The organism is Streptomyces sp. NPDC059832, assembly GCF_042731715.1.
Taxonomy (GTDB): domain Bacteria; phylum Actinomycetota; class Actinomycetes; order Streptomycetales; family Streptomycetaceae; genus Streptomyces.
Map to the genome: position 1 here is coordinate 151703 of NZ_JBHWIY010000015.1, position 25226 is coordinate 176928.

Consider the following 25226-nt stretch of genomic DNA (forward strand, 5'->3'; position numbering starts at 1 on the left):
CGGGGTTGTTGTTTTGTTTGCGGTTTTTGCCACGATGTTTGGTTTTTTTTTCGGGTTTCCAGAGCAGAGTCCCGGACCTAGGGGACAGCACACCTTGTGTCCGAACCCGGGTGCCTTTCCCCCCCCCCCAGTGCGCGTACGGTCCGGGATCAGCCGGTGACCTCGACGGCGGCGAGGTTCTTCTTGCCCCGGCGCAGCACCAGCCAGCGCCCGTGCAGCAGTTCCTCGCGGGCCGGTGCGCTCTCGCCGTCCGTGACCTTGACGTTGTTCACGTACGCACCGCCCTCCTTCACCGTGCGGCGGGCGCCCGACTTGCTCGGCGCCAGGCCGACCTCCACCAGGAGATCCACCAGCGGGCCGAGTTCGGTGACCCGGGCGTGCGGCACCTCGGACAGTGCGGCGCTGAGCGTCGCCTCGTCCAGCTCGCCGAGCTCGCCCTGGCCGAAGAGCGCCTTCGACGCGGCGATGACCGCGGCGCACTGGTCCGCGCCGTGCACCAGCGTCGTCAGCTCCTCGGCCAGCGCGCGCTGTGCCGTCCGGGCCTGCGGACGCTCCTCGGTGACCTTCTCCAGCTCCTCCAGCTCGGCAGGGCTCTGGAAGCTGAGGATGCGCATGTAGCGGGAGATGTCGCGGTCGTCCACGTTCAGCCAGAACTGGTAGAACGCGTACGGCGTGGTCATCTCCGGGTCGAGCCAGACGGCGCCGCTCTCGGACTTGCCGAACTTGGTGCCGTCCGCCTTCGTCATCAGCGGGGTCGCCAGCGCGTGCACCTCGGCGCCCGGCTCCAGGCGGTGGATCAGGTCGAGACCCGCGGTGAGGTTGCCCCACTGGTCGCTGCCGCCCTGCTGGAGAGTGCAGCCGTGGCGCCGGTACAGCTCCAGGAAGTCCATGCTCTGGAGCAGCTGGTAGCTGAACTCGGTGTAGCTGATGCCCTCGTCGGACTCCAGCCGCCGGGCGATGGACTCCTTGGTGAGCATCTTGTTGACCCGGAAGTGCTTGCCGATGTCCCGGAGGAACTCGATCGCGGACATGCCCGCGGTCCAGTCCAGGTTGTTCACCATGACCGCCGCGTTCTCGCCCTCGAAGGACAGGAACGGCTCGATCTGGGACCGCAGTCGCGACACCCAGGCGGCGATCGTCTCCGGATCGTTCAGCGTGCGCTCCGCGGTCGGCCGCGGGTCACCGATCTGACCGGTGGCCCCGCCCACCAGGGCGAGCGGACGCAGACCGGCCCGCTGGAGCCGGCGCATGGTGAGCACCTGAACCAGATGGCCGACGTGCAGACTCGCCGCGGTGGGGTCGTAGCCGCAATAGAAGGTGACGGGACCGTCCGCGAGAGCCTTGCGCAGTGCGTCCTCATCAGTGGACTGGGCGAACAGCCCACGCCACTTCAGCTCGTCGACGATGTCCGTCACGGTTCCGGTGCTCCTCGTGATGCGTACGGGTAGTGGTTTTCCTGCTCAGTCTAGGCGGGTCACACGCCGGGGCTCACCGAACTCATGTTGAAGTCGGGGATCCGCAGCGCGGGCATCGCGGACCGGGTGAACCAGTCGCCCCACTCGCGCGGCAGCGTCTTCTCGGTACGGCCCGCTTCGGAGGCCCGCGACAGCAGGTCCACCGGCGACTCGTTGAACCGGAAGTTGTTCACCTCGCCGACGACCTCGCCGTCCTCGACGAGATACACCCCGTCGCGGGTCAGCCCGGTCAGCAGCAGCGTGGCCGGATCGACCTCCCGGATGTACCACATGCAGGTCAGCAGCAGACCGCGCCCGGTCGTCGCGGCCACCATCTCCTCCAGGGACCGCTCACCGCCGCCCTCCAGCACCAGGTTGTCGATCGTCGGCGCGACCGGCTGCCCGGTCAGCCCCGCCGTGTGCCGGGTGGTCGTCAGGTGCTCCAGCCGGCCGTCCCGGATCCAGTCGGTCGGCGTCAGCGGCAGACCGTTGTCGAAGACGGAGGCACTGTCCCCGGAGGCATGGGCGATCACGAACGGCGCCGACTCCAGGCCCGGCGCGTACGGGTCGCTGCGGAGCGTCAGCGGCAGCTCGGAGAGCTGCTCGCCGACCCTGGTCCCGCCACCCGGCCTGGAGAACACCGTCCGGCCCTCCGCGGCGTCCCGCGCGGCCGACGACCACAGCTGGTAGATCAGCAGATCGGCGACGGCGGTCGGCGGCAGCAGCGTCTCGTACCGCCCGGCGGGCAGCTCGATGCGGCGCTCCGCCCAGCGCAGCCGCTGCGCCAGTTCCGCGTCCAGCTCGGCCGGGTCGACATCCTTGAAGTCGCGCGTCGCGCGGCCCGCCCAGGACGAACGGGTGCGGTCCGGGGACTTGGCGTTGAGCTCCAGCGTCCCGGTCGGCTGGTCGTGGCGCAGCCGCAGCCCCGTCGACGTACCGAGGTAGGTCGAGGTCAGCTCGTGGTGGGCGAAGCCGTACAGCTCACGGCCGCCGGAGCGGGCGCGGGCGAAGGCGTCGCCGAGCGCCGGGGCGAACTCCGCGAAGACGTCCGAGTCCGTCTCCGCCGGTGCGTCCGTGAAGTCGGGCGACGTGGGCACTCCGGTGACCAGCGGCTGCGCGTCCTCCGCCGGACCGGCCCCGCGCGCCGCGGCCTCGGCGGCCCGCACCAGCGGCTCCAGGTCGTCGGCGGTGACCGCGGACCGCGACACCACACCGGACGCGGTGCCCTGCGCACCGTCGACGGTCGCGATGACGGTCAGGGTCCGCCCCCGCGTCACCCCGTTCGTCGTGAGCGCGTTGCCGGCCCAGCGCAGATTCGCGGACGACTCCTCGTCGGCGATGACCACACAGCCGTCGGCGGTGGACAGTTCGAGCGCCCGCTCGACGATCTCGTGCGGCTTGCTGACGCGGCTCATCGTCCGGCCTCCTGCGTCGTATTGAGGATGTTCACGCCCCGGAAGAGGGCGGAGGGGCAGCCGTGCGAGACGGCCGCGATCTGGCCCGGCTGGGCCTTGCCGCAGTTGAAGGCGCCGCCCAGGACGTACGTCTGCGGGCCGCCGACCTTCTCCATCGAGCCCCAGAAGTCCGTCGTCGTCGCCTGGTACGCGACATCGCGCAGCTGCCCGGCCAGCCTGCCGTTCTCGATCCGGAAGAACCGCTGCCCGGTGAACTGGAAGTTGTAGCGCTGCATGTCGATCGACCAGGACCGGTCGCCGACCACGTAGATCCCGCGCTCCACCCCGCCGATCAGGTCCTCCGTGGACAGCCCGCCCGGATCCGGGCGCAGCGACACATTGGCCATCCGCTGCACGGGGACATGGCCCGGCGAGTCCGCGTACGCGCAGCCGTTGGAACGGCCCAGCCCCGTCAGCTTCGCGATCCGCCGGTCCAGCTGGTACCCGACCAGCGTCCCGTCCTTGACCAGGTCCCAGGACTGCGCCTCGACACCCTCGTCGTCGTATCCGATCGTCGCGAGCCCGTGCTCGGCGGTGCGGTCACCGGTCACATTCATCACGGGGGAGCCGTACGCCAGCTTCCCCAGCTGGTCGAAGGTGGCGAACGAGGTCCCGGCGTACGCCGCCTCGTAGCCCAGCGCCCGGTCCAGCTCGGTGGCGTGGCCGATCGACTCGTGGATGGTCAGCCAGAGGTTGGACGGGTCGACGACCAGGTCGTACGTCCCCGCCTCGACGCTCGGCGCCCGCATCTTCTCGGCCAGCAGCCCGGGAATCCGCTCCAGCTCGTCGTTCCAGTCCCAGCCGGTTCCGGTCAGGTACTCCCAACCGCGGCCCACCGGCGGGGCGATCGTCCGCATCGAGTCGAACTCACCGGTGGTCCCGTCCACGGCGACCGCGGTGAACTGCGGATGCAGCCGCACCCGCTGCTGGGTGGTCACGGTGCCGGCCGTGTCCGCGTAGAACTTGTTCTCGTGGACGGTCATCAGCGAGGCGTCCACATGCGCGACGCCCTCGGCGCCCAGGAGCCGGCCGCTCCAGTCGGCGAGCAGCCCCGCCTTCTCCTCGGCCGGTACGCCGAAGGGGTCGACGTCGTACGCCGAGACCCAGGTCCGCTCGCCGTGCACCGGCTCGTCCGCCAGCTCGACCTGCTCGTCGGAGCCGGCCGCCGCGATCACCTTGGCCGACAGCTTCGCCATGGCGACGGCCTGCGAGGCCACCTTCGCCGCGGCGTCCATCGTCAGGTCCACCCCGGACGCGAACCCCCAGGCCCCGCCGTGCACCACCCGCACCGCGTAGCCGAGATCGGTGGTGTCCGAGGACCCGGCGGGCCGGGCGTCCCGCAGCCGCCAGGACGCGCTGCGCACCCGTTCCAGCCGGAAGTCGGCATGCACGGCACCCAGCGCACGCGCGCGGGCGAGCGCCGCGTCGGCGAGGGCCCGCAGCGGCAGGGCCAGGAATGACTGATCTACCTCGTGGGGCACAGGGAATTCCCTTCTCGATACACCACGGAAGTGAATCACGCCGGACGGTGACCGCACCGGCGGTTAATCGGACACCGCCGCCACGGGCCGGACGCAACGCAACCCGCCGGACGACCCTCTGTAGGAATCCCACAGTGCCCGGGGGAAGGCGCTGTCAGGGGCCGATTGCTCGTGGAGCACCTGGTACCGATAGGTTTTCGACGTACCAGACCGCTAGGGAAAGGGTGATCCGTTGAGCCGCTCGGTTCTCGTCACCGGAGGAAACCGGGGCATCGGCCTCGCCATCGCCCGCGCTTTCGCCGACAACGGCGACAAGGTCGCGATCACCTACCGCTCCGGCGAGCCGCCCGCGGCGCTCACCGAGGCCGGTGTTCTCGCGGTCCGTTGCGACATCACCGACGCCGAGCAGGTGGAGCAGGCCTACAAGGAGATCGAGGAGAAGCACGGTCCCGTGGAGGTGCTGGTCGCCAACGCCGGTATCACCAAGGACCAGTTGCTGATGCGGATGTCCGAGGACGACTTCACGTCCGTCGTCGACACCAACCTCACCGGCACCTTCCGGGTCGTCAAGCGCGCCAACCGCGGCATGCTGCGCGCCAAGAAGGGCCGCGTCGTCCTCATCTCCTCCGTCGTCGGGCTCCTCGGCTCGGCCGGGCAGGCGAACTACGCCGCGTCCAAGGCGGGTCTGGTCGGCTTCGCCCGGTCGCTGGCCCGCGAGCTCGGTTCCCGGAACATCACTTTCAACGTCGTCGCGCCCGGTTTTGTCGACACCGACATGACGCAGGTGCTCACCGAGGAGCAGCGCAAGGGCATCGTGTCCCAGGTGCCGCTCGGCCGCTACGCGCAGCCCGAGGAGATCGCCGCCGCGGTGCGCTTCCTCGCCTCCGACGACGCGTCGTACATCACTGGAGCCGTCATCCCCGTTGACGGCGGATTGGGCATGGGTCACTGATCACCATGAGCGGAATTCTCGACGGCAAGCGCATCCTCATCACAGGTGTGCTGATGGAGTCGTCCATCGCTTTCCATACCGCGAAGGTGGCCCAGGAGCAGGGCGCCGAAGTCATCCTGACCGCGTTCCCCCGGCCCACGCTGACGGAGCGCATCGCCAAGAAGCTGCCGAAGCCGGCCAAGGTCATCGAGCTGGATGTGACCAACACCGAGCACCTGGACCGGCTCGAAGGCCTGGTCCGTGAGGAGCTCGGTTCGCTGGACGGCGTCGTGCACTCCATCGGCTTCGCGCCGCAGGACGCGCTCGGCGGCAACTTCCTGAACACCCCGTTCGAGTCCGTCTCCACCGCGATGCACGTCTCGGCGTTCTCGCTGAAGTCGCTCGCCATGGCCTGCAAGCCGCTGATGAGCGAGGGCGGCTCGATCGTCGGCCTCACCTTCGACGCGCAGTTCGCCTGGCCGCAGTACGACTGGATGGGCCCGGCCAAGGCCGCGCTGGAGGCCACCTCCCGCTACCTCGCCCGCGACCTGGGCAAGGACGGCATCCGCTGCAACCTGATCTCCGCCGGACCGATCGGCTCCATGGCCGCGAAGTCCATCCCGGGCTTCTCCGAGCTCGCGGATGTCTGGAACACCCGCTCCCCGCTGTCCTGGAACATGGCGGACCCGGAGCCGGCCGGTCGCGGCGTCGTCGCGCTGCTCTCGGACTTCTTCCCGAAGACCACGGGCGAGATCATCCACGTCGACGGTGGCGTGCACATGATGGGTGCCTGATCTCGTACGACAGGCTCAGACACAGCCGCGTACCGCCTCCTGGCAGGCGGTACGCGGCTGTGTCGTGTCCGCGCCCGGCTCCGGCCCGCTCAAGTCGAAAAGATGGTCGATCCACCGCAGAATGTGGTGAACCGGACTTCGGGTCGGGCTACGGGGAGGAGGTCGCCATGCGCTCCACACGTCGCCGGACCGGGATACTGCTGGCGGCCTCCATAGCCGTCGCCGGACTCGCCGCCCCGGTGGCGATATCCGTGGCGGGACGGGCGGGAGCCGGGGCATCCACCCCTGACGCTCCCACCCCGGACCCCGCCGGATCCGAATGCCGTACGTCGGTCCGGGGCTCCCGGGTCGTCGCTTACTGCCACAACCCGTACCCCTCCACCGACCGCGTGCAACTGCACACCGAATGCCGCCTCTGGTGGGACATGGACGCCGATGCCCCCCCGGTCGACGTGGGCCCCGGGCGGACCGTACGGCTCGACGACCGCTGCTGGAAGGAAGTCGGCTCCGTCTGGGTCACGCACCGGGTGCAGGGCGCGGTCTAGGGCCGCCGGACGTACCTCAGGCCCGGTCCACCAGACAGCTCAGCGCATGGCCCGCGGCCTCGGCCGCCGCCGTCTCCCCGTCCCCGGCCCGGATCGCCTCGACCAGCCTGCCGTGGTCCATGTGGTTCTCCGGCCGCAGCTCATGACCGATGTCGCCCCTGAGATAGTCGCGCAGCAGATCGCCCAGGTCGGCGTAGAGGCCGGTCAGCACGTCGTTGTGCGAGGCCGCGACCACGGCCAGGTGCAGCGTCGCGTCCGCCGCGACGAACGCCTCGGCGTCACCCGCGGCCCAGGTCTCCTCCCGGTGCGCCATGAGCGCGTCCAGCTGCTTCAGATCCCGCTCGGTGCGCCGGGCGGCGGCCAGCCTCGCCGCCGACGACTCCAGGGTGGAGCGCAGCTCGGCGACATGGCGCGGATCGGCGGAGGCGAAGCGGCGGTGCATCACCCCGGCCAGCTCGCTGGTGGCGACGACATAGGTGCCCGAACCCTGCCGGATGTCCAGCAGCCCGTTGTGCGCGAGGGCGCGCACGGCCTCCCGGACGGTGTTGCGGGCCACCCCCAGCTGCTCCACCAGCTCGGGCTCGGTGGGAATGCGTGACCCCACGGGCCACTCGCCCGAGGTGATCTGATTCCTGAGCTGGGCAATCACCTGGTCGGCGAGTGCCGAACGCCGCGGAGACGTCAGCGCCATGGTGCTCCTTGGTCGGGTTGCTGGGGTGATGAGTCGGGTTGCCGGTGCGGTGAGGGGTGACGGGAGTTGCTGTCGTTGCCGTGCCTGGAGCGAATGGTCTCAGAGGGACCCTCGCGTGATTGGACAATCAATCATCCCATGATTCTATGATGGGCCTCATGCCCGACGACGAGACCCGGACCCTGAGCCCCGCCACCACGGCGGACGCCCCCACGAAACCCACGGACACGCAGACCCCGCAGGACCCGCGGACGGCACGGACCGCCGACGGGCCCGCTCCCTGGCTGCTCCGGCTGGTCGTCGTCGGGCTGGTCCTCACCGCGCTCAACCTCCGCCCCGCCATCACCAGCCTCGGCGCCCTCCTCGAAGAGGTACGGGACGGGCTGCACATGAGCGGCAGCGTCGCCGGCGTCCTCACCTCCGTACCGCCGCTCTGCTTCGCGGTCTTCGGCATCATGGCGCCTCGCCTCGCCCGCCGCTTCGGCCCGGGGGCGGTCGTCTGCGCCGGGATGATCGCCATCACCGCCGGTCTGGTGATCCGGCCGCTCGTCGGCGGGACGGCCGGCTTCCTCGCCGCGAGCGCCCTCGCCCTCATGGGCATCGCCGTCAGCAACGTCCTGATGCCGGTGATCGTCAAGCGCTGGTTCCCCGACCGGGTCGGCTCCATGACCGGGCTCTACTCGATGGCCCTGGCCCTCGGCACCTCGCTCGCCGCCGCGGTGACCGTGCCCATGACCAGCGCGCTGGGCGGCAGCTGGCGGCTTGGACTCGGCGTCTGGGCCGTGCTCGCCGCCGTCGCGATCCTGCCCTGGATCCCGGTGGTACGGGACCGGCGCGGCGCCCCGGGGCAGCCCGCCGCCCAGCACCCGGACACCTCGGCCCTCAGGATCACCCGCAGTCGCACCGCCTGGGGCCTCGCCTGCTTCTTCGGCCTGCAGGCCACCGCCGCGTACATCACCATGGGATGGATGCCGCAGATCTTCCGCGACGCCGGGGTCTCGGCCGGTACCGCGGGTGTGCTGCTCGCCGTGACCATGGCGATGGGCGTGCCGCTCGCCTTCGTCATCCCGAGGGTCGCGGCCCGGATGAAGAACCAGGGTCCCATCGTCGTCTTCCTCGGCAGCTGCGGCCTCATCGGCTACGCGGGCCTCTACTTCGCACCGGCCGGTGGGGCCTGGGCCTGGGCGCTGCTCCTCGGCATCTCGAACTGCTCCTTCCCGCTCGCCCTGACCATGATCGGCATGCGCTCGCGCACCGGCGCGGGAGTGGTCCGGCTGTCGGCGTTCGCCCAGTCCGTCGGCTACCTGATCTCGATCCCGGGACCGCTGCTGATCGGTGTGCTCTACCAGCACAGCGGCGGCTGGGAGCTGCCGATCGCACTGATGGCGGGCCTGATGGTGCCGCAGATGGCGGTCGGGATCCTGGCCGGGCGGGACCGGACGATCGAGGACGAGTGCTGAGGTGCGAGACTGGGGCCATGTCTCCTGTGCTCGACCCGAATCCCCAGAACGGTCAGAAGAAGCTCCTCGTCGTACTCGGCGCGATGCTGCTGATCACCGTGATCGTCGCGGTGATCGCCTCGATCGCGTCCCCCTGAGCCGCGCGGCCGCGGTCGCCGATGGTGGGGTTAACCCCCGTGTCCCCTAGGGGGCCAGGGTCAGGGTGAAGTGGGTGGGTCGCCGGATGGGGACCCCGGCCCCGGATCCGTAGGTTTTCGGTATCAGTACCGATGACCCACGGAGGCGGACATGCCGGCCCGAACGCACACCCGTACCCCTCACCCGGCCACGGGCAGTGTCGAGGTGCGGCTGCCGTGGTGGGCCATCGCGCTGCCCGCGCTCGCGTTCGCCGCACTGCTTCTGCTGATCGTGGGACCCGGCGAGGCGCACGCCGCGACCACCGACCCGGCGATCAGCCGGTTGCTTGCGCGAATCACGGCCCTGGTGACCGGCTGACGGTGCCCGCGCACCCCGCACAGGCACTTCAACACCCTGCGCCGGGCGGCACATTTCGTGCGAAGCTGAGGTGTATGAGCGTCGATACACCTCGCAGGATCGTCCTTCTCAGGCATGCAAAGGCGGAATGGTCGCAGGACTCCGACCACGAGCGGCCGCTCGCGGAACGTGGCCGCAAGGATGCCCCCGTCGCAGGCCGCAAACTCGTCGACTCCGGGATCGACCTCGATCTGGCCCTCTGCTCCACCGCCGCCAGGACGCGCGAGACGTGGAAGCTGGCCGTCCACGAGATGCCGCACCGCCCCAGGACGGTGTACGAGGAGCGGCTGTACGAGGCGTCCCTCGGTGAGCTCATCGCCCTGATCAACGAGACCCCCGACGATGTGCACGACCTCCTGGTCATCGGCCACAACCCCGGCATGCACGCGGTCGCCGACGCCCTCTCGGAATCGGCCGAGGGCGACGCCCTGACCCGGATGACCCGAGGCGGATTCCCCACCGCCGCGTTCGCCGTCGTCGAGTTCACCGGCTCCTGGAAGGGCGTGGAGCACGGAGTGGGCAGGCTGGTCGAGTACTGGACGCCCAACGACTGATCCCGCTGCCGTACGAGCGGGGCCCCGGTGCGGAAAGCGCCGGGGCCCTGTTTCGTATGCGCGAATACGTCAGTGCCGGTACGCGCGAGCGTGTCGGTGCCGGTACGCGCGAGCGCTCAGCGCCCGTACGTCTCAGTCGACGAGGCCGTCGGCGGCCTCGACCTCCTCGCGGGTGATGCCGAGCAGATACAGCACGGTGTCCAGGAACGGCACGTTCACCGCGGTGTGCGCGGCCTCGCGGACCACCGGCTTGGCGTTGAAGGCCACCCCGAGCCCGGCGGTGTTCAGCATGTCCAGGTCGTTCGCACCGTCACCGATAGCGACGGTCTGCGCCAGCGGCACCCCGGCCTGCGCGGCGAAACTGCGCAGCAGCCGGGCCTTGCCGGCCCGGTCGACGATGTCGCCGACGACCCGGCCCGTGAGCTTCCCGTCGACCACTTCCAAGGTGTTGGCAGAGGCGAAGTCGAGCCCGAGCCGTTCCTTCAGATCGTCGGTGACCTGGGTGAACCCGCCCGAGACGACACCCACTTGGTAGCCGAGCCGCTTCAGCGTACGGATCAGGGTGCGCGCGCCCGGCGTCAGCCGCACCTCGGCGCGCACCTTGTCCACCACCGACACATCGAGCCCGGCCAGCAGCGCCACCCGTGCGTGCAGCGACTGCTCGAAGTCGAGCTCGCCGCGCATCGCCTGCTCGGTCACCTCGGCGACCTTGTCCTCGCAGCCCGCGTGAGCGGCGAACAGTTCGATGACCTCGTCCTGGATGAGCGTCGAGTCGACGTCCATGACGACCAGCCGTTGCGCCCGGCGGCTCAGCCCGGCCGACACCACCGCGACATCGACCCCGATGCCGGCCGCCTCCGTCGCCAGTGCGGTCCGCAGCTCCTCGGTCCCGGTGCCGGACACCGCGAACTCGACTGCCGTGACCGGGTACTTCGCGAGCCGGAAGATCCGGTCGATGTTGCCGCCGGTGGAGGTGATCGTGGCCGCTATGGCGGCGGTCGACTCCGCGGTCAGCGGGTGCCCGAGCACCGTCACATGGGAACGCCCGTCGCCACGCGGCCGGTTGTCGCCCGTACCGGAGATGATCTCGGCCTGAAGCCTCAGCGAGTCGGCCCAGCTGTGCACGGTCGCCCGCAGATCGCCCTCGGTGGTGCCACCCGCGGTCGGGGCGGTGACCAGCGCGCACAGGACGATGCGGCCACGGGTGACGACCTGCTCGATGTCGACGACATCGACCGAGTAGGCGGCGAGGGTGTCGAAGAGCCCGGCGGTGATGCCGGGGCGGTCCTTCCCGAAGATCTTGACGAGAAGGGTGGGTGTGTCGGTGCCCCGACGGGACTCAGGGGGCTCAGGGGACTCAGGAGACGAGGAGGACCGAGGTGGCTGAGATGCGCTCATGGTGCTTCCACCGTATCGGTCCGCTCCGAGGCGCCGAAGGCCCGTCCCGAGGACCGGACAGCGCGTCGGCCCCGTACCCCCGCCCGGAGCACACGCGCGGTGACGGACCGCGCGCGTCCGGATCCGTCCGGTGGCCGGCGGACGGAATGCAGAGGGTCGAGCCGCCCTGGATGTCCCTTTTGCTAGCGGTTCGCGTGCACTCGGGGTACTTACCGTGCACTGCTCCCTCTATTCGTGTCAGCACCGTAACGATGCAGGTCTCGGCAGGGTCTTCACCCCGCCCGACTTTCGTATCCGGGACTGCTCCTGGAATAGTTCCTCACGATGTTCAGCATCCCTAGGCTCCCTGTGACGGGGGCAATTCGGGGGACAACTAGTGGGGCGCGGAGTGCCGGAACTCGTACTGGAATTGAATGGAAGGACCTGGACGCTCGATCCGTCCAGGTCGTACACCCTCGGGCGCGATCCGCAGGGCGACCTGACGATCGACGACGCCAGGGTGTCGTGGCGGCATGCCACGATCAGCTGGGGGGGCCGGAGTTGGTTCATCGAGGACCACGGCAGCACCAACGGCACCTATGCGCAGGGCAGCCGGATCCAGCAGCTGGAGATCGGCCCCGGCTCCGTCGTGCATCTGGGCAATGCCACTGACGGCCCGCGGCTGAGCATCACCGCCGCGGCCGGCGCCGATGTGTACAGCGGGCAGGGCGCGGGCGCCCAGCAGGCCCCCGCCCAGCCGCAGCAGGGCGGCCCCGGCTGGCCCGGCCAGCAGGCACCCGCTCCGCAGCAGCCGCAGCAGGGCTGGCAGCAGCAGGCCCCCCAGGGCCCGCCGCCGCAGCAGCCCGCGCAGCCGCAGGTTCCGCAGCAGCAGGGCATGGCGAGGACACCCGGCGCGGGCGGTCCCGGCGGGGCCGCGGGGGCCCCGCCGGTGTACGGCGACCGCAGTCCGACCACGTTCCACCGGCTGGACCTCGGCCGTGTGATGCGCATCGGACGTGCGCTGGAGAACGAACTGGTCGTCTCCGACCTCCAGGTCTCGCGCCACCACGCCGAATTCCACGCGACCCCCGACGGCCGCTTCGAGATCCGTGACCTCGGATCCCACAACGGCACGTACGTCAACGGTCAGCCGCTCTCCAAGTCCGGCTCCGCGCTCATCGGCCCCAACGACATCGTCGGTGTCGGTCACTCGACCTTCCGCCTGGTCGGCGACCGGCTTGAGGAGTTCGTCGACACCGGTGAGGTCTCCTTCTCCGCCCGCCACCTCACGGTGACGGTCGACGGCGGGAAGCAGATCCTCAAGGACGTCTCCTTCGGTGTCCCGGAGAAGTCGCTCGTCGCGGTCATCGGCCCGTCGGGATCCGGAAAGTCCACCCTGCTCAAGGCGCTCACCGGCTACCGGCCCGCCAACCAGGGCGACGTCCTCTACGACAACCGGAACCTGTACAAGCAATTCGCCGAACTGCGCCAGCGCATCGGTCTGGTCCCGCAGGACGACATCCTGCACAAGGAACTCACCGTCACCAAGGCCCTCAAGTACGCGGCCAAGCTCCGCTTCCCCGCGGACACCACCGAGGCCGAGCGCCAGGCCCGGATCCTCGAAGTCCTCGCCGAGCTCAAGCTCGACATCCACAAGGACAAGAAGGTCACCTCGCTCTCCGGCGGGCAGCGCAAGCGCGTCTCCGTCGCCCTGGAGCTGCTCACCAAGCCGTCGCTGATCTTCCTGGACGAGCCGACCTCCGGCCTCGACCCGGGCATGGACCGCGATGTCATGCAGCTGCTGCGCGGACTGGCCGACGACGGCCGCACCGTCCTGGTCGTCACGCACTCCGTCGCCGAGCTGGCGATCTGCGACAAGCTGCTCGTCATGGCGCCGGGCGGTTCCGTCGCCTACTTCGGCCCGCCGGAGGAAGCGCTCAACTTCTTCGGCTACACCACCTGGGCCGACGTCTTCTCCGCGTTCGAGAACTACCGCGACTACGACTGGGCGGGCCGCTGGCGCGGTTCGCAGCACTACCAGATGTACGCCGCGGACATCGACGCCGTCGCCGCGCAGTCCGTGCACATGCCGCCCCCGCAGCAGATGCGCCCGCCGAAGCCGCAGAGCTGGTCGGCCCAGCTGTGGACGCTGATGCGCCGCTACGTCTCGGTGATCGCGTCCGACAAGGGCTTCATGGGCCTGATGGTGATCCTGCCCGCCGTGCTCGGCGTCGTCAGCGTGGTCATCCCGGCCAAGTTCGGCCTGGCCCCGCCGGACCCGCCGTCCCGGTTCAACAGCGCTGCCGGAACGATCATGCTGATCCTCGCGGTCGGCATGTGCTTCTCCGGTGCGGCCAACTCCGTACGAGAACTGATCAAGGAACGCGTCATCTACGAACGGGAACGGGCCACCGGTCTGTCCCGCTCCGCCTATCTGATGTCCAAGGTGATCGTCCTCGGCGTGATCACCGCCATCCAGGGCGTCATCATCTGCGGCATCGGCTTCGCCACCCGTGAGCTGCCGGCCGAGGGTCTGATCATGCCGCCGGCCGTCGAGATCTGCCTGACGATCATCGCGCTCGGCTTCACCTCGATGATGTTCGGCCTGGTGATCTCCTCGCTGGTGAAGACCGCCGAGAAGACCATGCCGCTGCTGGTCATGTTCGCGATCGTCCAGGTCGTCTTCACCGGCATCCTCTTCCAGGTGTACGGATCGCCCGGCCTGGAGCAGTTCGCCTGGCTGATGCCGTCCCGCTGGGCCATCGCCGGCGCGGGCACGACGCTGGATCTCTCGCACCTCATGGCGCCGTGGGACCCCAAGAACCCGACCGATCTGGACCCGCTGTGGGAGCACTCGGCCGGCCAGTGGGGGATCAACATCTCGGTACTCCTGGTGCTCGGCATCATCTGCGGCGTCGTGGTCGCGCGACTGCTGCGCCGCCACGAGCCGGAGGTCATGCGCAAGTAGGCACCGCACGCCGAAGCCGAAGGGCGGCACCCCGCGCGGGGTGCCGCCCTTCGGCGTATGCGGATGCTGTCCGGCCGGGTGCTCCGCCGGTCAGTACGCGCTGTTGACGTTGTCGATCGAGCCGTACTTGTCGGCCGCGTAGTTGGCCGCGGCCGTGATGTTGGCGACCGGGTCGTAGATGTTCGACGAGGTACCGGGGACGTGGTACGCGCTGAACGTCGGCTGGATGACCTGGAGCAGGCCGCAGGACGGGGTGCCGTTCTGGGCGTTGATGTCCCAGCCGTTGACCGCGTTCGGGTTACCGGTCGACTCACGCATGATGTTGCGGTGCAGACCGTCGTACGAGCCGGGGATGCCGTGGGCCCGCATGATGTCCAGGGCCTGGTTGATCCAGCCGTTCAGGTTGTTGGCGTAGACCGGGGTGCGCGCCTCGGAGCGGCTGGCGGCCTGCGTCTGGGAGCGCTTCGCGGCGACGGCCTCGGCCTTCACCTTGGCGGCGGCCCTGGCCTTCGCCTCGGCCTTCGCCTTCGCCTGGGCCTTGACCTCGGCGGCCTTGGCGGCCTTGGCCTTCGCGGCGGCGGCCTTCTTGGCCCTGGCGAGGTCGGCGGCCTTCACCAGCTTCTCGGCGGTGGAGTGCTGCTCGATGATGCTGGCCTGCACGGCCTTGGCCTGCGGAGTACCGGCAACCGACGCGAAGACCACGGGGGCGGCGGACACAGGGGTCTCGGCCTCGGGCTTGGGGTCGGCGTTGGCGGGGACGAGCGAGAACGAGAGCGCGGCGGCGGCCATGGCGGAGATACCCGCGACGGAGAGCTTCTGGGTCTTGTTCAGGCGACGACGACGGCCGGGGATGCTGGACACGGACATGCAGACTTACCTCTTCGTATTGCGGGGGTCCTCACGGAGGACGAAGACGGGAAGCGGCGTTTCGCATCTCCGTCGGGGACGAGTGCAATTCTTAGCGCCAGCAAAATCCGGTGGCAAAGGTGTGACGTACGAACCCCGGTAGTGGATCAGGACCCCGCTCGAACGTGTCGGGCCGCGCTCATGACCACTGATGTGGTGCTTATGTGTCCACTAGCAGACTTCGTAAGTGACGTGGGTCCTATGCGCGGCCTCACATCGGCCGGGTAACAACCTGACCAACCGTTGCGTCAGCAATTCGGAGTGTCAGATTCCGGCTCTGGGGCGGCCGTGCGACGCGGTCGCCGCTCCGGTGCGCGGGCGGCCGGACCTAGGCCCTGCGCCCTAATCCCAGGCCGTCCACAGGCCGATACGGCGTTCGGACCCCGCCGGTACGGTGAGGCCATGAGCCATCGCCCACCGTCGGGTCTCGCAGCCGTGAGCGCCGCGCTGCTCGCCATGAGCCGGCATCTCGAAGTACGCGACGTCCTGAAGACGATCGTCGCCTCGGCCCGCGAACTGCTGGACGCCGAGTACGCCGCCCTGGGCGTCCCCGACGATCACGGGGGCTTCGCCCAGTTCGTCGTCGACGGCGTCAGCGACGAGCAGTGGAAGGCCATCGGCCCGCTGCCCAGACAGCACGGCATCCTCGCCGCGATGCTCCACCAGGCGAAGGCCGAGCGCCTCGCCGATGTCCGCAAGGACCCCCGCTTCGAGGGCTGGCCCACCGCCCACCCCGACATGTCCGACTTCCTCGGCCTGCCCATCAAGGACGGCGAGGAGATCATCGGCGCGCTCTTCCTCGCCAACAAGCGCTGCCCCAAACCCGAGGGCAGCTGCGGCTTCACCGCCGAGGACGAGGAACTGCTGGCCATCCTCGCCCAGCACGCGGCGATAGCCCTGACCAACGCCCGCCTCTACGAGCGGAGCCGGGAGCTCACCATCGCCGAGGAGCGCTCGCGGCTCGCCCATGAGCTGCACGACGCGGTCAGCCAGAAGCTCTTCTCGCTGCGGCTGACGGCCCAGGCGGCCACCGCCCTGGTGGACCGCGACCCGGCCCGCGCCAAGGGCGAGCTCCAGCAGGTCGCCGCACTCGCCGCCGAAGCCGTGGACGAGCTGCGCGCCGCCGTCGTCGAGCTGCGCCCCGCGGCACTCGACGAGGACGGTCTCATCGCCACCCTCCGTACCCAGATCCAGGTCCTGGACCGGGCCCACACCGCCCGGGTCACCTTCGAGAGCCTGGGCATACGGGCCCTGCCCGCCGCACAGGAGGAGGCGCTGCTCCGGGTCTCCCAGGAAGCCCTGCACAACGCACTGCGCCACTCCGGGGCGGAACACGTCGATGTCACGCTGGCCCGGCACGGCAGCGGGACGCTGCTGCGGATCACCGACGACGGCGGCGGCTTCGAACCCGCGGCGACCCGGCAGGCGGGCCGGCATCTGGGCCTGGTGTCGATGCGGGACCGCGCGAACGGCGTCGGCGGACGGCTCACCGTTGAATCGGCGCCCGGCAAGGGCACCACGATCGAGATGGAGGTACCCGGTGGCTGACAAGATCATCAGGGTGCTGCTGGTCGACGACCACCAGGTGGTCCGCCGCGGTCTGCGTACGTTCCTGGAGATCCAGGACGACATAGAAGTGGTCGGCGAGGCGGCCGACGGCGCCGAGGGGGTGGCCAGGACCGAGGAGCTGCGCCCCGACGTCGTCCTGATGGACATCAAGATGCCCGGCACCGACGGCATCGAGGCCCTGCGCAGGCTCCGCGAGCTGGAGAACCCGGCCAAGGTCCTCATCGTCACCAGCTTCACCGAGCAGCGCACCGTGGTCCCCGCCCTGCGTGCCGGAGCCTCCGGTTACGTGTACAAGGACGTCGACCCGGACGCCCTGGCCGGCGCCATCCGCTCGGTGTACGCGGGCCACGTCCTGCTCCAGCCGGAGGTCGCGGGAGCCCTGCTCGCCCAGGAGGACCCGGGCAGCGGTACGGGCCGGGGGAGCACGCTCACCGAACGGGAACGGGAGGTGCTGGGCCTGATCGCCGACGGCCGTTCCAACCGCGAGATCGCGCGGGCGCTGGTCCTCTCCGAGAAGACCGTCAAGACACACGTCTCGAACATTCTGATGAAGCTGGATCTCTCGGACCGGACCCAGGCGGCGCTCTGGGCCGTCCGGCACGGGGCGGCGGGCTGACCGGCAGCGAAGCGGACCCTTTTTCTTCCGGACTGAGATTCATACTGTCGGGTGGGTGCCACCCGGACGGTGCCACCCGGTCGACTCCGAGGCGTTCCCCAGGGTGCTGTGGCGGCTGGCCGCAGCCACGCCAGGAGGATCCTGAAGTCCTGAAGTGAAGAACCTGAAGAAGGCCGCTGCCGTTACCGCGATCGCCGGTGGAATCATCGCCGCCGGCGCGGGCGCGGCCTCCGCCACCGGGCACGGCGCGGGCACCCATGGTGTCGCGGCCCACTCCCCGGGCGTGGCCGGCGGCAACGTCGTCCAGGTCCCGGTGGACGTCCCGGTGAACGTGGTCGGCAGCACGGTCGGCGTGATCGGCCTGCTCAACCCGGCCTTCGGCAACCTCGGCCCGAACGGCTGACCGACCCCGGGCCCGGCCGACCGAACCCGCGGTCATACGTCGCCGGACGGAGCGCGTCGAGCCCGTCCGGCGACACCGGGAGCCGACCCGACCAGGGCCTACCGCTCCCGCTCGCGCTCCTCCACATACGCGTTGTACGCGGCGACCTGCGCCCGCCGGGCCACCCGCTCCACCGGCCGCAGCACCTCACCCCGGGCCGCGATCTCCGAAGCGCTCACCGCGCCGCCGTGCCCGTTCTCGTACGCCACCGAGATCAGCAGCCCCACCCGCTGCGCGAGCTCCAGAACCCGCACCGCCCGCGGCGGGTACCCCGGAGCCAGCACCTCGCGCCCTCGCTCCGCCCGTGCCCGGTACGCGTCCACCGCCGCCTCGGCCACCGGCCCCGAACCGGCCACGTCCAACCGCGACAGCATCGCCGTCGCGTCCCGCAACCCCTCGGCGAGCTCCCGCTCCGCCTCGCTCAGCGACGGCACATCGGCCGGCGGCGCCTCCCGCACGGGAAGACAACGCCACACCACCTCGACGTGCAGATCCCCTTCCGGCCCCGCCTCACGCACCTCGGGAACCAGCCCGTACGGTGCGCCGAAGGCCACCACCGCCTCCTCCGCCTCCAACGCCCGCGCGTTGAACTCCGGCGGACCGCTCAGCCCCAGCGGATGGCCGGGCGCCGGCAACGCCACCCGGAAACCCGTCACCCCCAGAGCCCGCAACCGCCCGAGCGCCAGCGTGAGCCCGACCGGCCCCGCCTCGCCCGGCAGTCCCTCGACGCGGTGCACCGCGTCCTCCCCGACAATGGCGAGCGCCGCCTCGTCCGGCGACACCAGTCCCGCCAGAAGCGCGTTTCCCCAAGCGGCCAACAGCCCTGAGCGTGGTTCCGAAAGCATGGGAACAGCCTAGGCAACGGGCCCGGGGCCTGTCGTCACGCGGGCCCAGCGCCGGGAGCACTCGTACGGTGGCGTAGATTTCCCTGGGAGCTGTGCCCACAGGCACCGACGATCTCGACACTGCATGGGGAGACAACGCGCCATGAGCGATGTACTGGAGCTGGTGGACGTATCCGTGGTCCGCGACGGACGCGCTCTGGTGGACGACGTCTCCTGGTCGGTCAAGGAGGGGGAGCGCTGGGTCATCCTCGGCCCGAACGGCGCCGGCAAGACCACCCTCCTCAACATCGCGTCCAGCTACCTCTTCCCGAGCACCGGCACCGCCAAGGTCCTCGGCGAGCAGCTCGGCGGCGTCGGCACCGATGTCTTCGAGCTCCGCCCCCGCATCGGCATCGCGGGCGTCGCCATGGCCGAGAAGCTGCCCCGGCGCCAGACCGTGCTGCAGACGGTGCTCACCGCCGCGTACGGCATGACCGCCACCTGGCACGAGAACTACGAGGCCGTCGACGAGGAGCGCGCCCGCGCCTTCCTCGACCGGCTCGGCATGACCGAGTACCTCGACCGCAAGTTCGGCACCCTGTCCGAGGGCGAGCGCAAGCGCACCCTGATCGCCCGCGCCATGATGACCGACCCCGAGCTGCTGCTCCTCGACGAGCCCGCCGCAGGTCTCGACCTCGGTGGCCGCGAGGACCTGGTCCGCCGCCTCGGCCGACTGGCCCGCGACCCGTACGCCCCCTCCATGATCATGGTCACCCACCATGTCGAGGAGATCGCCCCCGGCTTCACCCACGTCCTGATGATCCGCCAGGGCAAGGTGCTCGCCGCCGGTCCCATGGAGACCGAGCTCAGCTCCCGCAACCTCTCCCTCTGCTTCGGCCTGCCGCTCGTCGTCGAGCACACCGGCGACCGCTACACCGCCCACGGACTGCCGCTCTCCTAGGCGACAACCTCCGGACACAACGGGCCCCGCCGGGCGCAGTGGCCCGCTTGCGCCCTGTCGGCGAGGGCGCCCTCGGTCCTACCATGACCACGTGGACATCGACGCGTGGGTGTGGTGGCTGATCGGCGCGGTGGGACTGGGCATCCCACTCGTCATGACTGCGATGCCCGAGTTCGGCATGTTCGCCGTCGGAGCGGTCGCCGCGGCAGTCGTCGCGGCACTCGGCGGCGGCATCGTGGCCCAGGTACTGGTATTCGTCGTGGTCTCCGTGGCGCTCATCGCCGTGGTTCGCCCGATCGCCGCCAGGCACCGCACCGACCGGCCCCAACTCGCCACCGGCATCGATGCCCTGAAGGGCCGTCAGGCCGTCGTCCTGGAACGGGTCGACAGCAGCGGCGGCCGGATCAAGCTGGCCGGGGAGATCTGGTCCGCCCGCGCACTCGACGAGGGCCAGAGCTTCGATCCGGGCCAACAGGTCGATGTCGTCGACATCGACGGAGCCACGGCAGTCGTCATGTGACCGAACCACCCACAAGGCAGAGCGTGTTCTGTCAGACTTGATGTCGATCATCATGAGATCGGGACCGGCACGACATCCGGTCCCTCCCGCGATCTCGATCTCGACCTCGATCATCGCGATCCGTCGGCAACCGAAGGGCAATGAGGAACACGATGCAACCGATCATCATCGTCCTGATCATTCTGGTGGTGCTCGTCTTCATCGCCCTGATCAAGACGATCCAGGTCATCCCGCAGGCCAGCGCCGCCATCGTGGAGCGCTTCGGCCGCTACACCCGCACGCTCAACGCAGGCCTGAACATCGTCGTTCCCTTCATCGACTCCATCCGCAACCGCATCGACCTCCGTGAACAGGTCGTGCCGTTCCCGCCCCAGCCGGTGATCACCCAGGACAACCTGGTCGTCAATATCGACACCGTCATCTACTACCAGGTGACCGACGCGAGGGCCGCGACCTACGAAGTCGCCAGCTACATCCAGGCGATCGAGCAGCTCACCGTCACCACCCTCCGCAACATCATCGGTGGCATGGACCTGGAGCGGACCCTGACCTCCCGCGAGGAGATCAACGCGGCCCTGCGCGGAGTCCTCGACGAGGCCACCGGCAAGTGGGGCATCCGCGTCAACCGCGTCGAGCTCAAGGCGATCGAACCGCCCACCTCCATCCAGGACTCGATGGAGAAGCAGATGCGCGCCGACCGTGACAAGCGCGCCGCGATCCTCCAGGCCGAAGGAACGCGCCAGTCCGCGATCCTCACCGCGGAGGGCGAGAAGCAGTCCGCGATCCTGCGTGCCGAAGGTGAGGCCAAGGCATCGGCCCTGCGCGCCGAGGGCGAGGCCCAGGCGATCCGTACGGTCTTCGAGTCCATCCACGCCGGCGACCCGGACCAGAAGCTCCTCTCGTACCAGTACCTCCAGATGCTTCCGAAGATCGCCGAAGGCGACGCCAACAAGCTCTGGATCGTGCCCAGCGAGATCGGCGACGCCCTCAAGGGCCTCAGCGGCGCCTTCGGCAACCTCGGCAACGGCGTCCCGGGGTTCGACACCGGCAAGGAACGCCGGGAGCAACCCCCGGTCGAATGACGCGTACACGCCCCGTGCATGATCAGTGCACCAAGCACCGATCATGCACGGGGGATGCGCCATGAACATCTGGGAGATGCTTGCCGTCTTCGTCGCGGGAATCAGCGCCGGCACGATCAACACGATCGTCGGCTCGGGCACGCTGATCACCTTCCCCGTGCTGCTCGCCACCGGTCTGCCCCCGGTCACGGCCACCGTCTCCAACGCCCTCGGCCTGATCCCCGGCTCCGTCAGCGGCGCCATCGGCTACCGCAAGGAACTCGCGGGACAGGGCCGTCGCGTACGCAAGCTCGCGGTCGGCGCACTCATCGGCGGCCTCACCGGCGCCACCCTCCTGCTCACCCTGCCTTCCACGGCCTTCGAGACCATCGTGCCGATCCTGGTGGCGCTGGCCCTCGCCCTGGTCATCCTGCAACCACGCATCAGCAAAGCGGTCCAGCGCCGACGCGAACACAGCGGCACCCGCGCCCACCCCGACGGCGGACCGCTCCTCTTCGTCGGACTGATGCTCGCCAGCGTCTACGGGGGCTACTTCACCGCCGCCCAGGGGATCATCTACCTCTCCCTGATGGGCATGCTGCTCGACGACACCATGCAGCGCCTCAACGCCGTCAAGAACGTCCTGGCCGCCGTCGTCAACAGCATCGCCGCGCTCTTCTTCCTCTTCGTCGCGGACTTCGACTGGACGGCCGTCGTGCTGATTGCGGTCGGCTCCGCGCTGGGTGGCCAGATCGGCGCCAGGATCGGCCGCCGCCTCAGCCCCACCGTCCTGCGCGTGCTCATCGTCGCGGTCGGCACGGTCGCCATCGTCCAGCTGCTGCTCCGCTGACACAGGGAAGCCCGCCTCCCCCGGAGACGGGCTTCCGCCACGACGAAATGCGTACGCCGACTACGCCGCGGCGCGGTCCAGCCACTCCGGCAGCTCCGACCGCTCACCGGCCCCCAGCGCCAGCAGCATCGCCTGTGCGGGAGACGGCACGAACGGCTGACGCAGCAGCGGCATCCCCGCCTGCTCCGGCGTCCGGGCCGCCTTGCGGTGGTTGTCCTCGGCACAGGACGCCACCGTGTTGAGCCAGGTGTCCTGACCCCCCTGGGCGCGCGGCACGACATGGTCGACGGTGCTCGCCCGCCGCCCGCAGTACGCGCACCGGTGCTGGTCCCGTATCAGCACACCCCTCCGGGACCACGGGGCATGTCTTCGGAACGGCACCCGTACGTACCGGCAGAGCCTGATCACCCGGGGTACCGGAATGTCCACGGCGGCGCCACGCATGCGGAGATCGGGATGCGACTGCTCGACGACGGCCTTGTCCTGCAGGATCAGCACCACCGCACGGTTCAGCGTCACCGTCGACAGCGGCTCGAAGCTCGCGTTCAGTACCAGCGTGTCCCGCATCCCGCCCACCTCCCGTGTGCCGCCCGCCCCCTGGCAGGCCCGGATCAACTCTGGCTGGGCAGGCCGTGATGGACAACGCAATAAAAATGCCCTGCCCTGGTCTCTCCAAGACCAGGGCAGGGCAAACAGCAGGGGAACTCTCGGCTCGGCGGGCGCTACGCGGGACCCGTGTACTCACCGATCAGCTGGGCACGGCCCAGCGTGTGGAACCGCAGATTGAACCCGACGACCGCGGGCGACACATCGCTGTCGACACCCAGCTTCTCGGTGTCCACCGCGTACACGGTGAACACATAACGGTGGTTCTCGCCGGCCGGCGGTGCGGCACCGCCGAACTCCTTCGACCCGTAGTCGTTACGGACCTGCACGGCACCGGCGGGCAGCCCCTCGAATTTCCCGCTGCCCGCACCGGCCGGCAGCTCCGTGACCGACGCCGGGATGTCGAAGAGCACCCAGTGCCAGAATCCACTGCCCGTAGGAGCATCGGGATCGAAGCAGGTCACGGCGAAACTCTTGGTCTGCGCCGGGAAACCCTCCCACCGCAGCTGCGGCGAGGTGTTCCCGGCCGCGAACACCTGGGCGTCCGCCAGCACGGCGCCGGGGGCGAGATCCTCGCTCACCACCGTGAACGACGGCACCTCCGGATGGAAGTCGTGCGGCAGCGGCGCCCTCTTCGGCTCGGTCACGTCAGCACCTCTCCTGATCGCTCTACTGCTGTCAGCAGATCTCCCACCGACCCTAGAGCCAGTTGCGCTGACCGCCGACCTGCGCCAGCCACTGATTGAGGTACGCCGCCCAGTCGGTCCCCTGGAAGTCGTTCAGCCCGACCTTGAACGCGCGGTACGAGTCGCTTCCCTCGCTGAAGAGCCCCGCCTTCTTGTCCATCTCCAGGACGACATCCATCTCACGGTCGTCCGCGACGAACGTCAGCTCCACCTGGTTCAGACCGCGGTACTGCTGCGGCGGGAAGAACTCGATCTCCTGGTAGAACGGCAGTCGCTGACGCGTACCGCGAATGTGACCGCGCTCCATGTCCGCGCTGCGGAAGCCGAAGCCGAGCTGCCCGAAGGCGTCGAGGATGGCCTGCTGAGCCGGCAGCGGGTGCACATTGATCGGGTCCAGATCGCCCGAGTCCAGCGCCCGCGCGATCTCCAGCTCCGTGGTCACACCTATGTTCATGCCGTGCAGATGCTGACCGGCGAACATCGTGATCGGCGTCTCCCACGGAATTTCGAGCCCGAAGGGTACGACGTGCACGGCACCGGCCCGCACCTCGAACGCGCCACCGAGCCGCAGCTTGGTGAACTCGATGTCCTGCTTGGTCTCCGTGTCATGGCCCTCTACCTCGACCCGGGCCTGCAGCCCCACGGAGAGTCCCTCGATCTGCTGATCCACGGATCCGCCCTGGACCCGCACCTCACCCTGGACGACCCCACCCGGGACGACGTTGAGCTCGGAGAGCTCGGTCTCCACCGAAGCGCCACCGGCACCCATGCTCGCGAGCAGCCGCTTGAAGCCCATGTTTACTCCTCCTTGGTCCTGACCCCTACATACGCGCCACGACCGTAGTCGGTTCCCGGTACCCTCGACCGCCATGATCGAGGGCCTGGAACGTACGCCGCTGACACGCGACTTCTTCGACCGCCCCGTACTGGACGTGGCACCCGACCTCCTGGGCCGGACCCTGGTACGTGCCACACCGGACGGACCCATCGAGCTCCGCCTCACGGAGGTGGAGGCGTACGCCGGCGAGATCGATCCCGGATCGCACGCGTTCAGAGGCCGCACCGCACGCAACAGCGTCATGTTCGGACCGCCCGGCCACGCGTACGTCTACTTCACCTACGGCATGTGGCACTGCCTCAACCTGGTGTGCGGCCCCGAGGGCCGGGCCAGTGGGGTCCTGCTCCGCGCCGGCGACATCCAGGTCGGCGCCGAACTCACCCGCGAACGACGAAACTCGGCCCGCAATGACAAGGAACTGGCCAAAGGCCCGGCCCGCCTGGCCACCGCCCTCGATGTCGACCGAGCACTGAACGGCACCGACGCCATCGCCCACCCCGGCGCCTCCCTGTCCGTGCTGCACGGCACCCCACCACCACGTGACCAGGTACGCAACGGCCCACGCACCGGAGTGGGCGGCGATGGAGCCACACACCCCTGGCGCTTCTGGATCGACGGGGACCCCACGGTGAGCCCGTACCGGGCCCATGTGCCACGCCGCCGCGCAACTTGACTCGCCCTTGAGGGCCGCCTAATGTAGTCCGAGCCGCTTGAAACGGGTACTGCTGTCGGTACGGTCCATCAGACCGCATCCGAGCATCCCGGAGCGACCAACCACTACCTTCGACTCACCCTGGCGGGTGCGAATTCGGCATGCCGTAATTCAAGCCCTTCGACTCGATTATGAGTCGCCAAGGAAATCGGTTAATGTAGTGGACACGCCGAAAGGCGAAGACCTATCCAAGGTCACCGGAATTCAAATTCGGACCGGAAACGGAACGAAAAAGAGTCTGGTAAGGTTGGAACCGCCGGAAAGGGAAACGCGAGAGCGAAGAACTGGAAAGCACACCCCGCTTCGACCGGGAATCGGACACGAAAGAGTCTGATAGAGTCGGAAACGCAAGACCGAAGGGAAAAGCCCGGAGGAAAGCCCGAGAGGGTGAG

26 protein-coding genes are annotated in these 25226 nt (G+C 69.4%); 16 read left to right on the plus strand and 10 right to left on the minus strand.

Going from position 1 to position 25226, the window contains the following annotated elements; all coding sequences use genetic code 11:
* Nucleotides 1-149: 149 nt before the first annotated feature.
* The 3 genes from tyrS to ACFV8T_RS26070 are packed head-to-tail and all read right to left on the minus strand — an operon-like array spanning nt 150 to nt 4389.
* On the minus strand, nt 150-1415 hold the full coding sequence (tyrS, locus tag ACFV8T_RS26060; RefSeq protein WP_266421160.1) for a tyrosine--tRNA ligase: 1266 nt from the start codon (nt 1413-1415) through the stop codon (nt 150-152).
* A 59-nt stretch (nt 1416-1474) separates the two neighbouring features.
* Nucleotides 1475-2869 carry a metallopeptidase TldD-related protein gene (locus tag ACFV8T_RS26065; protein WP_385331759.1) on the minus strand — a complete coding sequence of 465 codons (1395 nt, stop codon included), beginning with the start codon at nt 2867-2869 and terminating at the stop codon, nt 1475-1477.
* Nucleotides 2866-4389, minus strand: coding sequence for a TldD/PmbA family protein (locus ACFV8T_RS26070; protein ID WP_385331762.1), 1524 nt, complete (start codon nt 4387-4389; stop codon nt 2866-2868). Before ACFV8T_RS26070 ends, ACFV8T_RS26065 begins: the two co-directional genes overlap by 4 nt.
* A 232-nt stretch (nt 4390-4621) precedes the next feature.
* On the opposite strand from ACFV8T_RS26070, the gene fabG reads away from it, so the two are divergent.
* The 3 genes from fabG to ACFV8T_RS26085 all read left to right on the plus strand — a co-directional run bounded on the left by fabG (nt 4622) and on the right by ACFV8T_RS26085 (nt 6659).
* Nucleotides 4622-5341 (plus strand): 3-oxoacyl-[acyl-carrier-protein] reductase, encoded by a 720-nt coding sequence (gene fabG / locus ACFV8T_RS26075; RefSeq protein WP_266421169.1) that lies wholly within the window; start codon nt 4622-4624, stop codon nt 5339-5341.
* 5 nt (nt 5342-5346) lie between these two features.
* Entirely contained in the window at nt 5347-6114 is a 768-nt protein-coding gene (fabI, locus tag ACFV8T_RS26080) for an enoyl-ACP reductase FabI (RefSeq protein ID WP_385331764.1), read from the plus strand.
* Between the two features lie 167 nt (nt 6115-6281).
* Nucleotides 6282-6659, plus strand: coding sequence for a hypothetical protein (locus tag ACFV8T_RS26085; RefSeq protein ID WP_385331766.1), 378 nt, complete (start codon nt 6282-6284; stop codon nt 6657-6659).
* A 16-nt stretch (nt 6660-6675) separates the two neighbouring features.
* Here ACFV8T_RS26085 and ACFV8T_RS26090 read toward each other — a convergent pair whose 3' ends face one another.
* Nucleotides 6676-7350, minus strand: a complete 675-nt coding sequence (locus ACFV8T_RS26090; RefSeq protein WP_385331769.1) for a FadR/GntR family transcriptional regulator — start codon at nt 7348-7350, stop codon at nt 6676-6678.
* A gap of 158 nt (nt 7351-7508) precedes the next feature.
* On the opposite strand from ACFV8T_RS26090, the gene ACFV8T_RS26095 reads away from it, so the two are divergent.
* The 4 genes from ACFV8T_RS26095 (at nt 7509) to ACFV8T_RS26110 (ending at nt 9898) form a co-directional block, all read left to right on the plus strand.
* Nucleotides 7509-8810 (plus strand): CynX/NimT family MFS transporter, encoded by a 1302-nt coding sequence (locus ACFV8T_RS26095; protein ID WP_385331771.1) that lies wholly within the window; start codon nt 7509-7511, stop codon nt 8808-8810.
* 26 nt (nt 8811-8836) lie between these two features.
* Nucleotides 8837-8947: an SGM_5486 family transporter-associated protein gene (locus tag ACFV8T_RS26100; RefSeq protein WP_093539771.1), complete on the plus strand. Its 111-nt coding sequence runs from the start codon at nt 8837-8839 to the stop codon at nt 8945-8947.
* Nucleotides 8948-9098: 151 nt separating this feature from the next.
* The gene (locus ACFV8T_RS26105) at nt 9099-9305 is read left to right on the plus strand and encodes a hypothetical protein (RefSeq protein ID WP_385331774.1); all 207 of its coding nucleotides are present in this window, start codon (nt 9099-9101) and stop codon (nt 9303-9305) included.
* Between the two features lie 74 nt (nt 9306-9379).
* Nucleotides 9380-9898 carry a histidine phosphatase family protein gene (locus ACFV8T_RS26110; RefSeq protein ID WP_266421185.1) on the plus strand — a complete coding sequence of 173 codons (519 nt, stop codon included), beginning with the start codon at nt 9380-9382 and terminating at the stop codon, nt 9896-9898.
* Between the two features lie 132 nt (nt 9899-10030).
* Here ACFV8T_RS26110 and serB read toward each other — a convergent pair whose 3' ends face one another.
* The gene (serB, locus tag ACFV8T_RS26115) at nt 10031-11296 is read right to left on the minus strand and encodes a phosphoserine phosphatase SerB (protein ID WP_385331778.1); all 1266 of its coding nucleotides are present in this window, start codon (nt 11294-11296) and stop codon (nt 10031-10033) included.
* Between the two features lie 376 nt (nt 11297-11672).
* Here serB and ACFV8T_RS26120 point away from each other — a divergent pair, with 376 nt between their 5' ends.
* Nucleotides 11673-14243: an FHA domain-containing protein gene (locus ACFV8T_RS26120; RefSeq protein ID WP_385331780.1), complete on the plus strand. Its 2571-nt coding sequence runs from the start codon at nt 11673-11675 to the stop codon at nt 14241-14243.
* 90 nt (nt 14244-14333) lie between these two features.
* Here the strand turns inward: ACFV8T_RS26120 and ACFV8T_RS26125 are convergent, their stop codons facing one another.
* Complete coding sequence (locus tag ACFV8T_RS26125; RefSeq protein WP_385331783.1) at nt 14334-15110, minus strand: transglycosylase SLT domain-containing protein; 777 nt, start codon at nt 15108-15110, stop codon at nt 14334-14336.
* Between the two features lie 441 nt (nt 15111-15551).
* On the opposite strand from ACFV8T_RS26125, the gene ACFV8T_RS26130 reads away from it, so the two are divergent.
* The 3 genes from ACFV8T_RS26130 (at nt 15552) to ACFV8T_RS26140 (ending at nt 17737) form a co-directional block, all read left to right on the plus strand.
* Nucleotides 15552-16697 (plus strand): GAF domain-containing sensor histidine kinase, encoded by a 1146-nt coding sequence (locus ACFV8T_RS26130; RefSeq protein ID WP_385331785.1) that lies wholly within the window; start codon nt 15552-15554, stop codon nt 16695-16697.
* Nucleotides 16690-17334: a response regulator transcription factor gene (locus ACFV8T_RS26135; RefSeq protein WP_266421199.1), complete on the plus strand. Its 645-nt coding sequence runs from the start codon at nt 16690-16692 to the stop codon at nt 17332-17334. Before ACFV8T_RS26130 ends, ACFV8T_RS26135 begins: the two co-directional genes overlap by 8 nt.
* Before the next feature lie 154 nt (nt 17335-17488).
* Nucleotides 17489-17737 (plus strand): chaplin family protein, encoded by a 249-nt coding sequence (locus tag ACFV8T_RS26140; RefSeq protein ID WP_385331788.1) that lies wholly within the window; start codon nt 17489-17491, stop codon nt 17735-17737.
* Between the two features lie 98 nt (nt 17738-17835).
* On the opposite strand, the gene ACFV8T_RS26145 is transcribed toward ACFV8T_RS26140, so the two are convergent.
* Nucleotides 17836-18621, minus strand: a complete 786-nt coding sequence (locus tag ACFV8T_RS26145) for a hypothetical protein (RefSeq protein WP_385331790.1) — start codon at nt 18619-18621, stop codon at nt 17836-17838.
* Between the two features lie 142 nt (nt 18622-18763).
* Here ACFV8T_RS26145 and ACFV8T_RS26150 point away from each other — a divergent pair, with 142 nt between their 5' ends.
* From ACFV8T_RS26150 to ACFV8T_RS26165, 4 genes are all read left to right on the plus strand, one after another.
* Nucleotides 18764-19561, plus strand: a complete 798-nt coding sequence (locus ACFV8T_RS26150) for an ABC transporter ATP-binding protein (protein WP_124718429.1) — start codon at nt 18764-18766, stop codon at nt 19559-19561.
* A 91-nt stretch (nt 19562-19652) separates the two neighbouring features.
* The gene (locus tag ACFV8T_RS26155) at nt 19653-20081 is read left to right on the plus strand and encodes an NfeD family protein (RefSeq protein ID WP_266421208.1); all 429 of its coding nucleotides are present in this window, start codon (nt 19653-19655) and stop codon (nt 20079-20081) included.
* A gap of 152 nt (nt 20082-20233) precedes the next feature.
* Nucleotides 20234-21163, plus strand: coding sequence for an SPFH domain-containing protein (locus ACFV8T_RS26160; protein WP_093539783.1), 930 nt, complete (start codon nt 20234-20236; stop codon nt 21161-21163).
* Between the two features lie 61 nt (nt 21164-21224).
* Nucleotides 21225-21992: a sulfite exporter TauE/SafE family protein gene (locus ACFV8T_RS26165; RefSeq protein WP_266421212.1), complete on the plus strand. Its 768-nt coding sequence runs from the start codon at nt 21225-21227 to the stop codon at nt 21990-21992.
* A 60-nt stretch (nt 21993-22052) separates the two neighbouring features.
* On the opposite strand, the gene ACFV8T_RS26170 is transcribed toward ACFV8T_RS26165, so the two are convergent.
* The 3 genes from ACFV8T_RS26170 to ACFV8T_RS26180 all read right to left on the minus strand — a co-directional run bounded on the left by ACFV8T_RS26170 (nt 22053) and on the right by ACFV8T_RS26180 (nt 24080).
* Complete coding sequence (locus ACFV8T_RS26170) at nt 22053-22559, minus strand: HNH endonuclease (protein WP_266421215.1); 507 nt, start codon at nt 22557-22559, stop codon at nt 22053-22055.
* A 155-nt stretch (nt 22560-22714) separates the two neighbouring features.
* On the minus strand, nt 22715-23245 hold the full coding sequence (locus ACFV8T_RS26175) for a YbhB/YbcL family Raf kinase inhibitor-like protein (protein WP_385331794.1): 531 nt from the start codon (nt 23243-23245) through the stop codon (nt 22715-22717).
* Between the two features lie 52 nt (nt 23246-23297).
* A complete protein-coding gene (locus tag ACFV8T_RS26180) occupies nt 23298-24080 on the minus strand; it encodes a sporulation protein (RefSeq protein WP_266421221.1) in 783 nt (260 codons plus the stop codon).
* Between the two features lie 73 nt (nt 24081-24153).
* Here ACFV8T_RS26180 and ACFV8T_RS26185 point away from each other — a divergent pair, with 73 nt between their 5' ends.
* Nucleotides 24154-24795 (plus strand): DNA-3-methyladenine glycosylase, encoded by a 642-nt coding sequence (locus ACFV8T_RS26185; RefSeq protein WP_385331796.1) that lies wholly within the window; start codon nt 24154-24156, stop codon nt 24793-24795.
* Nucleotides 24796-25226 lie beyond the last annotated feature (431 nt).

Excerpts from the sequence above, each read along its gene's own strand:
- ACFV8T_RS26065 (WP_385331759.1), bottom strand. The coding sequence starts at position 2,869 with ATGAGCCGCGTCAGCAAGCCGCACGAGATCGTCGAGCGGGCGCTCGAA.
- fabI (WP_385331764.1), top strand. The coding sequence starts at position 5,347 with ATGAGCGGAATTCTCGACGGCAAGCGCATCCTCATCACAGGTGTGCTG.
- ACFV8T_RS26085 (WP_385331766.1), top strand. The coding sequence starts at position 6,282 with ATGCGCTCCACACGTCGCCGGACCGGGATACTGCTGGCGGCCTCCATA.
- ACFV8T_RS26090 (WP_385331769.1), bottom strand. The coding sequence starts at position 7,350 with ATGGCGCTGACGTCTCCGCGGCGTTCGGCACTCGCCGACCAGGTGATT.
- ACFV8T_RS26095 (WP_385331771.1), top strand. The coding sequence starts at position 7,509 with ATGCCCGACGACGAGACCCGGACCCTGAGCCCCGCCACCACGGCGGAC.
- ACFV8T_RS26105 (WP_385331774.1), top strand. The coding sequence starts at position 9,099 with ATGCCGGCCCGAACGCACACCCGTACCCCTCACCCGGCCACGGGCAGT.
- ACFV8T_RS26110 (WP_266421185.1), top strand. The coding sequence starts at position 9,380 with ATGAGCGTCGATACACCTCGCAGGATCGTCCTTCTCAGGCATGCAAAG.
- serB (WP_385331778.1), bottom strand. The coding sequence starts at position 11,296 with ATGAGCGCATCTCAGCCACCTCGGTCCTCCTCGTCTCCTGAGTCCCCT.
- ACFV8T_RS26125 (WP_385331783.1), bottom strand. The coding sequence starts at position 15,110 with ATGTCCGTGTCCAGCATCCCCGGCCGTCGTCGTCGCCTGAACAAGACC.
- ACFV8T_RS26130 (WP_385331785.1), top strand. The coding sequence starts at position 15,552 with ATGAGCCATCGCCCACCGTCGGGTCTCGCAGCCGTGAGCGCCGCGCTG.
- ACFV8T_RS26145 (WP_385331790.1), bottom strand. The coding sequence starts at position 18,621 with ATGCTTTCGGAACCACGCTCAGGGCTGTTGGCCGCTTGGGGAAACGCG.
- ACFV8T_RS26150 (WP_124718429.1), top strand. The coding sequence starts at position 18,764 with ATGAGCGATGTACTGGAGCTGGTGGACGTATCCGTGGTCCGCGACGGA.
- ACFV8T_RS26160 (WP_093539783.1), top strand. The coding sequence starts at position 20,234 with ATGCAACCGATCATCATCGTCCTGATCATTCTGGTGGTGCTCGTCTTC.
- ACFV8T_RS26165 (WP_266421212.1), top strand. The coding sequence starts at position 21,225 with ATGAACATCTGGGAGATGCTTGCCGTCTTCGTCGCGGGAATCAGCGCC.
- ACFV8T_RS26170 (WP_266421215.1), bottom strand. The coding sequence starts at position 22,559 with ATGCGGGACACGCTGGTACTGAACGCGAGCTTCGAGCCGCTGTCGACG.
- ACFV8T_RS26180 (WP_266421221.1), bottom strand. The coding sequence starts at position 24,080 with ATGGGCTTCAAGCGGCTGCTCGCGAGCATGGGTGCCGGTGGCGCTTCG.
- ACFV8T_RS26185 (WP_385331796.1), top strand. The coding sequence starts at position 24,154 with ATGATCGAGGGCCTGGAACGTACGCCGCTGACACGCGACTTCTTCGAC.